The sequence below is a fragment of the Massilia sp. 2TAF26 genome (assembly GCF_052115005.1).
In the GTDB taxonomy this organism is placed as follows: Bacteria; Pseudomonadota; Gammaproteobacteria; order Burkholderiales; family Burkholderiaceae_D; genus Telluria.
In genome coordinates this window covers 25,179-39,435 of the sequence record NZ_JBFRFV010000009.1, presented here as the reverse complement: position 1 = coordinate 39,435, position 14,257 = coordinate 25,179, and the positions used below count along the sequence as shown (strand labels likewise).

The 14,257-nt window shown below is 66.7% G+C and carries 10 protein-coding genes; 8 read left to right on the top strand and 2 right to left on the bottom strand.

Annotation, left to right across the window (positions count from 1 at the left end; genetic code table 11):
• The first annotated feature begins 45 nt into the window (after positions 1–45).
• Complete coding sequence (locus tag AB4Z32_RS11660; RefSeq protein WP_442122007.1) at positions 46–996, top strand: hypothetical protein; 951 nt, start codon at positions 46–48, stop codon at positions 994–996.
• A 9-nt stretch (positions 997–1,005) separates the two neighbouring features.
• Here the strand turns inward: AB4Z32_RS11660 and AB4Z32_RS11655 are convergent, their stop codons facing one another.
• Complete coding sequence (locus tag AB4Z32_RS11655) at positions 1,006–1,947, bottom strand: LysR substrate-binding domain-containing protein (RefSeq protein WP_442122006.1); 942 nt, start codon at positions 1,945–1,947, stop codon at positions 1,006–1,008.
• A gap of 137 nt (positions 1,948–2,084) precedes the next feature.
• On the opposite strand from AB4Z32_RS11655, the gene AB4Z32_RS11650 reads away from it, so the two are divergent.
• Positions 2,085–3,011: an NAD-dependent epimerase/dehydratase family protein gene (locus AB4Z32_RS11650; RefSeq protein ID WP_442122005.1), complete on the top strand. Its 927-nt coding sequence runs from the start codon at positions 2,085–2,087 to the stop codon at positions 3,009–3,011.
• Positions 3,012–3,076: 65 nt separating this feature from the next.
• On the opposite strand, the gene AB4Z32_RS11645 is transcribed toward AB4Z32_RS11650, so the two are convergent.
• A complete protein-coding gene (locus AB4Z32_RS11645) occupies positions 3,077–5,347 on the bottom strand; it encodes an OPT family oligopeptide transporter (protein ID WP_442122004.1) in 2,271 nt (756 codons plus the stop codon).
• A 180-nt stretch (positions 5,348–5,527) separates the two neighbouring features.
• Between AB4Z32_RS11645 and AB4Z32_RS11640 the strand changes: the two genes are divergently transcribed.
• The 6 genes from AB4Z32_RS11640 to serB all read left to right on the top strand — a co-directional run bounded on the left by AB4Z32_RS11640 (position 5,528) and on the right by serB (position 14,234).
• Positions 5,528–7,903, top strand: coding sequence for a penicillin-binding protein 1A (locus tag AB4Z32_RS11640; RefSeq protein WP_442122003.1), 2,376 nt, complete (start codon positions 5,528–5,530; stop codon positions 7,901–7,903).
• Positions 7,904–8,108: 205 nt separating this feature from the next.
• Positions 8,109–8,435 (top strand): hypothetical protein, encoded by a 327-nt coding sequence (locus AB4Z32_RS11635; RefSeq protein WP_442122002.1) that lies wholly within the window; start codon positions 8,109–8,111, stop codon positions 8,433–8,435.
• Between the two features lie 191 nt (positions 8,436–8,626).
• Positions 8,627–8,854, top strand: a complete 228-nt coding sequence (locus tag AB4Z32_RS11630; RefSeq protein WP_442122001.1) for a hypothetical protein — start codon at positions 8,627–8,629, stop codon at positions 8,852–8,854.
• 74 nt (positions 8,855–8,928) lie between these two features.
• Positions 8,929–9,924, top strand: a complete 996-nt coding sequence (locus tag AB4Z32_RS11625) for an HDOD domain-containing protein (protein WP_442122000.1) — start codon at positions 8,929–8,931, stop codon at positions 9,922–9,924.
• 7 nt (positions 9,925–9,931) lie between these two features.
• Positions 9,932–13,378 (top strand): transcription-repair coupling factor, encoded by a 3,447-nt coding sequence (gene mfd, locus AB4Z32_RS11620; protein WP_442121999.1) that lies wholly within the window; start codon positions 9,932–9,934, stop codon positions 13,376–13,378.
• Between the two features lie 7 nt (positions 13,379–13,385).
• Positions 13,386–14,234: a phosphoserine phosphatase SerB gene (gene serB, locus AB4Z32_RS11615; protein ID WP_442121998.1), complete on the top strand. Its 849-nt coding sequence runs from the start codon at positions 13,386–13,388 to the stop codon at positions 14,232–14,234.
• The last annotated feature ends 23 nt before the right edge of the window (positions 14,235–14,257 follow it).

Sequence of the window (14,257 nt, the reverse complement as noted above, 5' to 3'; positions counted from 1 at the left end):
CGTAGGAAAATATCATCTTTCGTACGTACATGCTAGAGAGGAAACATGAAAAGAACGATCGGCATCCTGCTTTGGCTCGCCGGACACGCCATCAACCTGCTCGTGCTGCTGGCGGGCGCCGTCTATCTGTTCGGTGCCGTCATCTGGATGCATGCGCCGCTGCTGGGCGCCCTTGTGACCGGTGCGCCGATGGCGCTGCCGGCTCTCGGCCTGGCCTGGCTGTGCACGCGGTTCGGGAAACGCCTGCGCGACGATGCGCCGGCACCGGCGCGATCGCCCGCCAAACGCTGGCTGCTGGCGGGAGTCGGCCCCGTCGCGATCGGCGCCTGCGCAATGGTGGTCCGCTCCGGCGTCAAGGAATATGAATGCCAGGCGGGCCGCTCGCGAAACGGCGACGGCCAGCTCGAGGCACAGCGCAACGGTTTCGAGCGTGTCTGTCCGGGCGATCTCGAGCGCTTCGACGTCGGCTTCCTGCCGGACGCCATCGCCACCCGCAAGCTGGCCTTCACGCCGGTCGACCTGCGCCACACGCCATTTACACTGCTCGAAGGCCTCGGCAGCCGCGCCGAAAAGGTCGGCGACGTCCGTTCCCGCCTGTACCGGGGCTTTCGCACACCGGACGGGCACCGGCTGACCCTGTTCGAACAGGACATGTCGGCGGACGGCAGCACCAGCTGGCGCGATCCGAAGGACGAACCGGAGCGCATCAATGGCCTGCCGGCCCGGCTGGTCGTGCTAGAAGACCCGTCGGGAAAGGCAGTCTCGCTGCTGTCGTGGAAGGAAGGCCGCCGCGATTACCAGCTATGGATCGATGCGAACCTCGTGCGCGAGCCCTTGCGCGATCGCCTGTTCGCGCTGGCGGCATCGCTGCCGCATGCGGCGCCGGCATGTCCGAACGAGCCGCCGCCCAGGCCTGTCGACGAGCCGATGCCGAAGGTATTGAGCGCGGCGCAGCTGGACGCGATGATGGACAGGAGCAAGCGGCCCTGTAAATAAGGGCGCTGCTTACTTCGCCGGAGGTTCGCCAGCGCGGCCATTGCCGGCATCGAGCGTGCGCCGCATCGCCTCCATCTCCGCATCGACCCAGGCACGAAACTGCTGCACCTTGGCCATCGCCTCCTTGTGCGGATTGACCAGGAAGCGGTAGCCGTTGCCATAGGGCGCGCTGCGGCATTGCAGCACCCGCAGGCTGCCGGAGGCGATGTCCTCGAAGGCGATCCCGTAAGGCACCAGGGCGATCCCCTGCCCGGCCACCGCGGCCTGGGCCAGCACGCCCCAGTGGCTGAAGGTGCGCGAAAAATCGTATTTGCCCTCGAATTTTCCCTTCAAGGCGCGGTTCTCGTTCAAGAGTTGCAGCCAGGCTTCCGGCGTGCGCTCGCACAGCAGCGGAAAGCGGGACAGGTCGGCAAGCGTGAGTTCCTGTTGGCCCTCGGCCAGCAGCTCCGGGCTGTAGACCGGCACCAGCCGCTCGCGGAACAGCAACGCCGGATCGCCGTCCTTCACCGGACCGAAGCGGATCGCGACGTCGACGCCATCGTCTTCCAGGTCGACCGGGGTGTCGTTCGAATCGATGCGGATGTCGAGTTCCGGATGCCGCTTGGTGAAGCGCGGCATCCGCGGCACCAGCCATTTGATGGCGAAGGAGTGCGTGGTCGAGATGCGCAGGATGGCTTCCTCGTCGCCACGCTGCAGTGCGGCGACCTTGGCGCGCAGGTCGCCGAGCGAGCGCCCGACCGCAATCGCCAGTTCCTGGCCCTTGGCGGTCAGCGCGATATGGCGCGGATGACGCACGAACAGGGGAAAGCCGACCGCATCCTCCAGGTGCTTGACCTGCAGGCTGACGGCGGCCGGGGTCTTGTGCAGCTCCTGTGCCGCCAGCTTGAAGCTGCCCCAACGCGCGGCACATTCGAAATCGATCAGCCCGGACAGGCTGCGCAGGGGCTTCAAGCCCCCACCATGCATAAGTTTTTCTTATTCATTGCAATGTTTTTTTCTTGTTTGAACAATTGCTGCGCTGCATACAAAATATAGCGGATTCACCACGAACCCGCCAGCTTTTCAGCGTCTTCAGCGTAAGGAAAACCATGTTCAAGAACATTCTGGTGATCGGCGGTACCCGTTTCATCGGCAGGCTGCTCGTCCAGCGGCTCCTGCACGCCGGCCACCGTGTCACCATCGCTACGCGCGGCTACGCGCCCGATCCCTTCGGCGGCCGCATCCAGCGCATCCGCGCCGACCGCCGCAACGAGCTGGCGATGCGCGCCGTGGCCAAGGCCGGCCCCTTCGATATCGTCTACGACCAGATGAGCTACAGCCCGCTGGACGCGGCGATCGCCGTGCGCACCTTTGCCGGCCAGGTCGGCCGCTATGTGATGACCTCGACCATCGACGCCTACCGTGTGCTGGGCTTCGGCGCAGCCGGGCTGCTGACGGAAGCCGGGCTCGCGGTCGAGGCCCAGCCCATCGACACCCAATACCCCTGGCACGACCCGCGCCGCGCCACCGAATGCTATGTGAGCGGCAAGGTGCAGGCCGAAGCCTACCTGGTGCGCGACGGCTCGCTGCCGCTGGTCACGCCGCGCCTGGCCCACGTGCTGGGCGGCCCGGAAGACTTTACAGGCCGCCTCGCCCACTACGTCGAACTGGCGCGCGCCGGCGCGACGCTGCCGTATTCGAACGAGAGCGCGGCCGTGTCCTTCATGACCGCGCATGCGGCGGCGGACTTCCTGTTCTGGAGCGGCATGCAGGACTTCACCGGTCCGGTGAACGCGGCCTGCGATGGGGCGCTGTCGGCTTCGCAACTGTACGAGCGCGTCGGCGAGGTGCTGGAGTCGCCGGTGCGGATGCGCCGTGCGGCGGCGCCGGCGGAGGCCGGGCGGCTGTCGCCCTTCGATTTGCCGGGGCCGATGGTGCTGGATACGTCGCGCGCCAAGGCACTGGGGTACAGCTTCGGGCATACCGATGAGTGGTTGGATCACACCATCCGGCAGCACGACCTCGCCTTCGTCTGAGTCGCCCGAACGCTAACGAACCCCGCGCCTCATAAACGTCGTCCCCGCCTGCGCGGGGACGACGATCATTTCGCCGCCTTCTCCCGACCCACCCAATACAACAACACGATCAAGGCCGCATACGGCAGGATCGACAGCGCATCCGAATTCACCCCCGCAAAGAAGGGATTCGCAGCCTCCGCCCACTTGTTCATCGCATTGTCGAAATCGGTCAGCACACCCGCCGTGATGGCGATGATGATGCCGGCCAGGGCGCCGCCGGCGATGTAGCCGGATGCCAGCAGCGTGCCCGAGCTGCGGTCGCCGGCGGCCTGCAGTTCTTCTTCGTTCAGGCCGGCGTACTGCGGCAGCTTGTTGTTGCGGCGGTCGACCATCCAGCGGATCAGGCCACCGATCGCGATCGGCAGGGTCGACACCAGCGGCAGGTACACGCCCACCGAGAACGCCAGCGCCTGCACGCCCGCCATCTCCAGCACCACCGCGATCATCACGCCGAACAGCACCAGGGTCCAGGGCAGCTGCTGGTCGAGGATGCCCTTGATGATGTAAGACATCAGCACGGCCTTGGGCGCGTCGTATTTCTTGACCTCGGAGCCGTCCGGACGGGTGTGGAACTGGCCGTTGATGCCAGGGTCGACCAGGTAGGCCAGCGAGCCGTCGTCGCGCACCAGGTATTTGCCGGCCGGCCCGCCGTTGGTGTCCGTCTTCTGCCAGACTTTATACCTTGCGTGGTCGGAGGAAGCCTGCGGACCCTGCAGCTGGGCGGTCTGGCTCAGCTTCGACGCATCGGTGGTGACGTGCGGCGCCACCTGAGCGGCCGGCACGTAGACGGTGCCGGCATCGTTCAGCTTCAGCAGGATCGGGCCGAGGATCAGGCTTGATGCCAGGGCGCCGGCCAGGATCGCGTACTGCTGCAGGCGCGGGGTCGAGCCCACCAGGAAGCCGGTCTTCAGGTCCTGCGAGGTGGTGCCGGCATTGCTGGCGGCGATGCAGACGATGGCGCCGACCGACAGCGCGGTCACGTAGTAGCGGCCGCCGGTCCAGCCCATCACCAGGAAGATCAGGCAGGTGAACAGCAGGGTCGCCACGGCCATGCCGGAGATCGGATTCGAGGACGAGCCGACCTCGCCGGTCAGGCGCGACGACACGGTCGAGAACAGGAAACCGAACACCAGGATCAGCAATGCGCCCAGCAGGTTCATGTGCAGCGGCGTGGCGAAGGTGATCACGGCGATGATGCCCAGGCAGCCGATCACGACCCATTTGAGCGGGATGTCCTGGTCGGTACGCAGTGGTGCGGCATCCCCCTTCGAGTCGCCGTTGCCGCCGCCCTTGAAGCCGGTCAGGCCGCCCTTCAATCCATTCCAGATGGTGGGCAGCGAACGCGCGAGGCTGATCAAACCGCCGGCGGCAACCGCACCAGCGCCGATGTAGAGCACGTAGGCGCTGCGGATGTCGTCCGGGCCCATGTCCTTGATGAGCATGGTTCCCGGCGCCAGCGGAACGCTCAGGAGCTCGCCGAAGAATTTGATCATCGGGATCAGCAGCAGATAGGACAGCACGCCGCCGGCCGCCATCGTCATCGCGATGCGCGGACCGATGATGTAGCCGACGCCCAGCAGTTCGGGCGAGATCTCGGCGCCGGCCGAACCGGCCTTCAATGGCGCGTTGAAGACGAAGTTGACGGTGTCCTTCCACAGCTTGAGCGAGATGCTCAACACCTTGTACAGCAGCCCGATGCCGAAGCCGCCGAAGATGAGGAAGGCGCGATGGCGGGCGGCCTTCTCCTCATCGGATCCTTCGATGCGCACCTCGCCCGCGGCTTCGCGCGACGAGGGCGTGGCGGCGGCCTTCAGCACCTCGGCGCAGGCCGTGCCTTCCGGGTACTTGAGTTCGCGGTGCTGGTCGACGATCATGGTGCGGCGCATCGGGATCATCATCAGGATGCCCAGCAGGCCGCCCAGCACACCGACCAGCATGACGCGCGAGATCTCGAGGTCGAAGCCGAGGATCATAATCGCCGGCATGGTCACGCCAAGGCCGAAGGCCAGCGATTCGCCGGCCGAACCGGCGGTCTGGGTGATCGAGTTCTCGAGGATGGTCGATTCGCGCCCGCCGGCCTTCTTGGCCATGCCGAACAGGGTGATCGCGATCACCGCCACCGGGATCGAGGCGCTGACCGTGAGGCCGACCTTCAGCACCAGGTAAAGCGAGGAAGCGCCGAAGATCATGCCCAGCACCGTGCCCATGATCAGGGCGCGCAGGGTGAATTCCGGGAGGTGGGCGGACGCCGGGATATACAGCTTGACCGCGGGTGGATGGGGATCGTACGGCATCTTTTCCTTGGGACGTATCGTGTTTCTGAACTGCAGGGACTGCTTAGCAGTGCCTTGAACTCGCACTATGGCACATGCCGTAATGGAAGAAAAGCGGATTATAATTTTGGCGTAGACCGTGTTTACGCCCTGTCGGCACGGCGATCTGCCGGTCATCTGACCGTCATCAGAGAGACAAGTTTGGCAACTAAGAGTACTCCGGCCCCGCGCCGCCCCAACCGCCTCCGTGGTTTTATATTTCTGGCCCTGGCCCTCATCCTCCTGTTCGTCGCCGGCGTGGTCGGCTACGTCGTGTTCCGCGTGCTGCCGAATGTGCCCGCACTGGACGCCGTCACCGACTACCGGCCCAAGATCCCGCTGCGCGTCTACACGGCCGACAAGGTCCTGATCGGGGAGTTCGGCGAGGAGCACCGCGATTTCGTCCCGATCCAGAAGATCCCCGACCTGATGAAGAAATCGCTGCTGGCGATCGAAGACGCGCGCTTCTACGAGCACGGCGCGATCGACTTCCAGCGCGGCATCGGCGCCGTCTATTCGAACCTGCGCCACGGTTTCGGCGCCGGCGGCGGCTCGACCATCACGATGCAGGTGGCGCGCAACTTCTTCCTGTCGCGCGAAAAGCACATCGGCCGCAAGGTCAACGAGATCGCGCTGGCCTACAAGATCGAGGCTGCGCTCAGCAAGGACGAGATCCTCGAGCTGTACATGAACCAGATCTACCTGGGCCAGCGCGCCTACGGCTTCTCGAGCGCCGCGCGCACCTATTTCAACAAGAACCTCGACCAGCTCAGCGTGGCCGAGATGGCGATGCTGGCCGGCCTGCCGCAGAACCCGTCGCGCCATAACCCGGTGGCGAATCCGAAGCGTGCGCGCGAGCGCCAGCATGCGGTGCTCAAGCGCATGCGCGAGCTGAATTACATCAGCGGGGCGCAGTACCAGCAGGCGCTGGCCGAGCCGCTGCGCGTGAACACCCGCGGCCAGGAATTCGACACCCATGCCGAGTACGTGGCCGAACTGGCGCGCCAGGCGGTCTACAACCAGTTCAAGGACGACGCCTATACCAAGGGCATCAAGGTCTACACGACCATCCTGAAGGCCGAGCAGGAAGCGGCCTACGCTTCGGTGCGCCGCAACGTGCTGGCCTACGACCAGCGCCACGGCTACCGCGGACCGGAAGGCCGCATCGAGCTGCCCGAGGACCCGCAGGAGCGCGAGGATACGATTACCGATGCCCTCAACAGGCGCCCCACCAGCGACGGCCTGATTCCGGCGGTGGTGCTGTCCGCATCCGGCAAGGCGGTGCGGGTCGAGACCATCGACGGCGACGACGTCACCATCAGCGGCGCCGGCCTGAAGTTCGCGGCCGCCTCGCTGGCCTCGAACGCCAAGGAAGAGCGCCGCATTTCTACCGGTTCGATCATCCGCGTGGCCAGGGATGCCAAGGGCGCCTGGGCTATCACCCAGGTGCCGCAGGTGGCCGCGGCCTTCGTCGCGATCGACGCCGACACCGGCGCCTACCACGCGCTGGTGGGCGGCTTCGACTACAACTTCCAGAAGTTCAACCACGTGACCCAGGCCTGGCGCCAGCCGGGTTCCGGCTTCAAGCCCTTCATCTACTCGGCCTCTCTGGACAAGGGCTATTCGCCGGCCACCCGCATCCTCGACGCCCCGCTCGACATGCCGGGCGAGGACGCCGGCAAGACCTGGTCGCCGCAGAACGACGATTTCAAATGGGACGGTCCGATCACCATGCGCCGCGCGCTGGCGGAATCGAAGAACGTGGTGTCGGTGCGCCTGTTGCGCGCGATCTCGGTGCCCTACGCCCATGATTTCATCGGCAAGTTCGGCTTCGACGTCGCGCGCCAGCCGGCCAACTACACGATGGCGCTGGGCACCGGCGCCGTCACCCCGCTGCAGATGGCCGGCGCCTACGCCGTGTTCGCGAACGGCGGCTACCGGGTCCAGCCCTACCTGATCGAGAAGATCGTCGACGCCGACGGCAAGGTGATCCAGGAGACCAAGCCGCAGGCGGCGCACCAGGAAGAGCAGCGCGTTCTGGATGCGCGCAATGCCTTCATCACCGACAGCATGCTGCGCGACGTGGCCCGCTACGGCACCGGCGCCGCCGCCACCAAGGCCCTGGGCCGCACCGACATCGCCGGCAAGACCGGCACCACCAGCGACGCCGTCGACGGCTGGTTCTCGGGCTACGGCGGCAACGTCGTGGCGGTGGCCTGGATGGGCTATGACGATCCGAAATCCCTGGGCGGCCGCGAGTTCGGCGCCACCCTGGCGCTGCCGATCTGGATCGACTACATGAAAGTGGCCCTGGCCAAGCGCCCGCAGGAAGAGCGTCCGCAGCCGGAAGGCCTGGTGCGCGAAAACGACGACTGGGTCTACGCCGAGTTTGCCGAAAGCCCGACCTTCGGCGGCGTCGACCTCGACCAGCAGCCGGCCGTGGACCCGAACGCCGATCCGAACGCGCCACCGCCACCGCAGCAGCAGGCGGCGCAGCCGCAACCGCAACAGCAGCAGCTCCAGAACAGCCTGTTCTAAGCCCGTTCCGCTTCCCTGCCCCCAAGGCCCCGCCACCCGCGGGGCCTTTTTCTTTGTGCGAACACTTCAAGCCAAATGCAGTTCTTGTAGGGAAATTTGTAGCAAGAGCGTCGTCTTTATCCTACATGGCTGGACGGACCCATCCTATTTTGGAACCCCATCCCCCACCCCATGATGGCGTCATCCACCACCGAAGGAGTAGATCATGAAACAATATCAAAGCGTGATGATTGCTGCCGCGATGGCCATGGGCCTGGCAGCCTGCAGCTCGACCGGCAGCAACTCCGACAGCGGCTCGATGGAAGGCAGCTCGAGTGGCAGCAGCGCGACCGGCACGTCCAACTCCGGCACCATGGGCACCTCAGGCAACGGCGCCGCCGGCACCGCCACCTCGGGCGCCAGCGGCAACACCGGCACCTCGGGCCGTAACGACTGGGGCACCGGCAGCGGCACCTCGGGTTCCGGCACTTCCGGCACCACCAATTCGGGCACGACCAGCGGAACCACCCCGCCTCCCACCAATACGCAGTGAGATAAGGCGCGAGGCAGGCCTACAGCCTGCCGGTGCCTCCCTCCTGCTGGCGGTGTCCCTGGCGGCGTGCGGCCCGAACGAAGGCAATAGCGACCATGGCGGCACCCCGCCTTACCGGTCGCCGCGACCCGGTTCGCTTGCCGCCAGCCTTACCGTGGCCTCCACCATGCGATCAACATAGGGAAACCGCTATGCAGCCATTCCAGACCGCATTCATCGGCGCCGCGCTGTCCTTCAGCCTGGCCGCCTGCAGCTCCACCAACCCGCATTCGAACGACAGCGCGACCGGCGCTTCCACCACCGGCACGGCCACCGCCACCGGCTCGGCGGCGGCGAAAGACAATTCCGACGCCAACCGCACCGGAAATACCACCCCCTCCGTGCGCGCTTCCAGCGACAGCGGCGCCGCCGGCCACTGAGCTCTGCAAACGCAATCCGGTCCGCCGCCGCCCCTCGGGTAGAATGGCCCCTGGCATAGTCGAGGGGCGTGGCGATGAAAAACTGGATTGCGCGGCTGTTTGGCGGCGTCGATGCCCCCGCGTCCTGCACGCCTGTGCCGGCCGCCGCACCCGCTCCCCAAGCGCCGGTGCAGGCGCCCGACCGGGCGCCCCTGGACCATGGCGATGCCTGGTGGCGCTGGCTGACCGCCGGCGCGGCGGCCGCGGCGTCGACCGCACGGGCGCAGCGGCACAGCCAGCTGGTGCTGGCCGAACTCGACCGCCTGCTCGATTCCCCGGACCACGCCGCCGACCTGGTCCCGCGCGTCCCCGAAGTCATTCCGCAGCTGCTGCGCAGCCTGCGCGACGAAGCCGCGTCGAGCGCCGAGCTGGCGCGCCAGGTGGCCCGCGATCCGTCCCTGGTCGCGGAACTCATCCGCGAAGCCAACAGTCCCTACTACCGTTCTTCCGGCCAGGTGCGCACCATCGACGCCGCCCTGCTGGTGCTGGGCCGGAACGGCTTGCGCATGCTGCTGGCCCGAGCCGCTTTCCGCCCGCTGATCGGGACCCAGAACGGCCGCCACAGCCGCCAGGCCGCCGCGCGCATCTGGAGCCATACCGAGAAATGCGCGCTGGCCGCCAGCCTGCTCGCGCCCGGCCTGGGCGCCGATCCTTTCGAAGCCTACCTGGCGGGCCTGATGGACGACCTCGGCCTGATCGTGGCCCTGCGCCTGTTCGACGGCATGCTCGACACCGACGCCCTGCCCCAGGACCCGGCCTTCGTCGCCGCGCTGCTGGCGCGCACCCGCACGCTGGCGGCCCGCATCGCCCTGCAGTGGGAACTGCCGCCGCCGATCGCCGCCGCGATCCTCGGCGCGGCGGGCAGCGGACCGTCGGCCGCCCAGCCGCTGTCCGTCAGCCTGGGCCGGGCCGAAAATCTGGCCCTGCTGCGCCTGCTGTTGGACGACGGCATGCTGGCCGGCGACGACCCGGCCGTGGCCAGCCTCGACGCCGGCTCGGCGCGAGTGCTCGGCGGCCTCGTTCGACTATAATTCCAGCATGCCTTTCGACCTGAAAAAACACCTCCCCAAACCCGGTCAACGCTTTGCCCTGCCGGCGCTGCATGGTTCTTCGGATGCCTATGCGCTGGCCCTTGCCGCGCTCGAGCTGAAGGCCGGCGGGCAGATGCTGACCGTGATCGTGGCGAACGCCAGCGACGGCCAGCGCCTGCTCGACGAAATCCCCTGGTTCGCGGACGGCAAGCTGTCCTGCCACCTGCTGCCGGACTGGGAAACCCTGCCCTACGATGCGTTCTCGCCGCACCAGGACCTGGTGTCCGAGCGGCTGGCCACCCTGCACGAGATCCGCAACGGCCAGTGCGACGTGCTGGTGGTGCCGGCCACCACGGCGCTGGTGCGCCTGGCGCCGCCTTCTTTTCTCGCCGCCTACACCTTCTTCTTCCGCCAGGGCGAGAAGCTGGACGAAGCCAGGCTGAAGGCGCAGCTGACCCTGGCCGGCTACAGCCACGTGACCCAGGTGATGTCGCCGGGCGAGTACTCGGTGCGCGGCGGCCTGATCGACCTGTTCCCGATGGGATCGAGCCTTCCCTACCGCCTCGACCTGTTCGGCGACGAGATCGAAACCATCCGCACCTTCGACGCCGATACCCAGCGCTCGCTGTACCCGGTCAAGGAAGTGCGCCTGCTGCCGGGCCGCGAGTTCCCGATGGACGAGCAGGCGCGCACCGCCTTCCGCGGCCGCTGGCGCGAGCGCTTCGAGGGCGACCCGACCCGCTCGCCGGTCTACAAGGATATCGGCAGCGGCATCGCCTCGGCCGGCATCGAATACTACCTGCCGCTGTTCTTCGACCAGACCGCGACCCTGTTCGACTACCTGCCCGAGGAATCCCCGCTGGCCCTGGTCGGCGACATCGAAGCCGCGATCCAGCGGTTCTGGGCGGATACGGAATCGCGCTACAAGTTCCTGAAGGCCGACCGCGAACGCCCGATCCTGGAGCCGAAGGAGATCTTCCTCGGCGCCGAGGATTTCTTCGTCAGCGCCAAGCCGCACGGCCGCTGGGCCATCGCGCGCGATCCCGCCGCCGCCGCTTCCGAATTGTCGGCGCCGATCCCGGACATCGCCGTCAACCGCCGCCTCGAAGATCCGCTGTCGAATCTGCGCTCCTACCTGATGCGCGTGGACACCCGCGTGATGATCTGCGCCGAATCGGCCGGCCGCCGCGAGACCCTGCAGCAGTACTTCAACGAGTACAAGCTGGACCTGGCCCTGATCGAAGGCTTCGAGGGCCTGCGCGCCAGCGATGCCAGAGTGGCCCTCGGCGTCGCGCCCCTGCAGGCCGGTTTCGAGCTGTCCGAGGAGTCGACCGGCCGCCTGGTCTTCATCACCGAGACCGAGCTGTATGCGGGCGGAGGCAAACGCGCCGGCAAGAAGAAACAGGAAGCCACGTCCCAGGTCGAGTCGATGGTGCGCGACCTGTCGGAGCTGAAGGTCGGCGATCCTGTCGTGCACATCAACCACGGCATCGGCCGCTACATGGGCCTGATCAGCATGGACCTGGGCGAAGGCGATACCGAGTTCCTGCACCTAGAGTACGCCAAGGAGACCAAGCTCTACGTACCGGTGTCGCAGCTGCACGTGATTTCGCGCTACTCCGGCGCCAGCCCGGAAGACGCGCCGCTGCACGCCCTCGGCTCCGGCCAGTGGGACAAGGCCAAGAGAAAAGCCGCCGAACAGGTGCGCGACACCGCCGCCGAGCTGCTGAACCTCTACGCCCGCCGCGCCGCGCGCCAGGGACACAGCTTCGAATACTCCGCGGTCGACTACGAGAACTTCGCCCAGAGCTTCGGCTTCGACGAGACGCCCGACCAGCGCGCCGCGATCCAGAACGTGATCCAGGACATGACCTCCGGCCGCCCGATGGACCGCCTGGTCTGCGGCGACGTCGGCTTCGGCAAGACCGAGGTCGCGCTGCGCGCCGCCTTCATCGCCGTCATGGGCGGCAAGCAGGTGGCGATCCTGGCCCCGACCACCCTGCTGGCCGAGCAGCATGCGCAGACCTTCAGCGACCGCTTCGCCGACTGGCCGGTGAAGATCGCCGAGCTGTCGCGCTTCCGCACCGGCAAGGAGATCAACAACGCGATCAAGGGCATGGCCGACGGCACCGTCGATATCGTGATCGGCACCCATAAACTGCTGTCGCCGGACGTGAAGTTCACGCGTCTCGGGCTCGTCATCATCGACGAGGAACACCGCTTCGGCGTGCGCCAGAAGGAAGCGCTGAAGGCCCTGCGCGCCGAGGTCGACGTGCTGACCCTGACCGCGACGCCGATCCCGCGGACCCTCGGCATGGCGCTGGAAGGCCTGCGCGACTTCTCGGTGATCGCCACCGCACCGCAGAAGCGCCTGGCCATCAAGACCTTCGTGCGCAGCGAAGACGGCTCCATCATCCGCGAAGCCGTTCTCCGCGAGCTGAAACGCGGCGGCCAGGTCTACTTCCTGCACAACGAAGTCGAGACCATCGAAAACCGCCTGGCGATGCTGCGCGAACTGGTGCCGGAGGCGCGCATCGGCGTGGCCCACGGCCAGATGCACGAGCGCGACCTCGAAAAGGTGATGCGCGACTTCGTGGCCCAGCGCTTCAACATCCTGCTGTGCACGACCATCATCGAGACCGGCATCGACGTGCCGACCGCGAACACCATCATCATGCACCGCGCCGATAAATTCGGCCTGGCCCAGCTGCACCAGCTGCGCGGCCGCGTCGGCCGTTCGCACCACCAGGCCTACGCCTACCTGCTGGTGAACGACGCCCTGAACATGACCAAGCAGGCGCAGCGCCGCCTGGACGCGATCCAGGCAATGGAGGAACTGGGCAGCGGCTTCTACCTCGCGATGCACGATCTGGAAATTCGCGGCGCCGGCGAGGTGCTGGGCGAGAACCAGTCCGGCGAAATGCTGGAGGTGGGGTTCCAGCTCTATTCCGATATGCTGAACGAGGCGGTGAAGGCGCTGAAGGCCGGCCGCGAGCCGGACATGAGCGCGCCGCTGTCTTCGACCACCGAGATCAACCTGCACGTGCCGGCCCTGCTGCCGGCCGACTTCTGCGGCGATGTCCACGAGCGCCTGTCGATCTACAAGCGCCTGGCCAACTGCGAAACCCAGGACCGCATCGACGACATGCAGGAAGAGCTGATCGACCGCTTCGGTAAACTTCCGGATGCGGTGAAGGCCCTGATCGAGACCCACCGACTGCGCATCTCGGCCAAGCAGGTCGGCATCGTGAAGATCGACGCCCACGCGGAAGCCGCCAACCTGCAGTTCATGGAAAAGCCGCCGATCGATCCGATCAGGATCATCACGCTGATCCAGAAAAACCGCCAGGTCAAGCTGGCCGGCCAGGACAAGCTGCGCATCACGGCCGCCATGCCGGACCTGCAGGCGCGCGTGAACCAGGTCAAGCAGACCATCAAACAATTACTAGCTTAAGTTCGCCATGTCCAAGAAACTGATCCTCCAGGGCCCCGCGGCCGACCAGGCCGTGCTCGCACAGGTCGCCGCGCCGGCCTGTCCGCGCAGCAGCACGCCCATCCACGCGCACGCGCTGCGCTGCGAAGGCCTCGACTTCACGCCCGCGCTGAAGGCGACGGTCGAATCCGCCGCCCACGCCGCCGGCGTCGACGCCACCTTCGTCGATACCGGTCTCACCCTGGCGGACTTCAGGCTGGTCGCGATGGACATGGACTCGACCCTGATCACCATCGAATGCATCGACGAGATCGCCGACATGCAGGGGCTGAAGCCGCAGGTGTCCGCCATCACCGAAGCCGCCATGCGCGGCGAACTCGATTTTTCGGAGAGCCTGAAGCGCCGCGTGGCCCTGCTGGAAGGCTTGCCGGTGGAAGCGCTGGAGCGCGTGTACGCAGAGCGCCTGCGCATTTCCGCAGGCGGCGAAGCGATGCTCGAGGCGGTGCAGGCGGCCGGCCTGAAGACCCTGCTGGTGTCGGGCGGTTTCACCTTCTTTACCGAGCGCCTGAAGACCCGCCTGGGGCTGGACTACGTGCACGCCAACGTGCTCGAAGCCGAGGGCGGCGTGCTGACCGGACGGGTGGTGGGCGGCATCGTCGATGCCGAAGAGAAGATGCGCACCGTGCAGCGCGTCTGCGCCGAACTCGGCATCGATCCGAAACAGGCGATCGTGATGGGCGACGGCGCCAACGACCTCAAGATGATGGGGATTGCCGGCCTGTCGGTGGCCTTCCGCGCCAAGCCGGTGGTGCGCGCCCAGGCCGATGTGGCCCTGAATTTCTCCGGGCTCGACGGGCTGCTGACCATCCTGCAATAAACCCTGCGCCACTCGCACGAGGT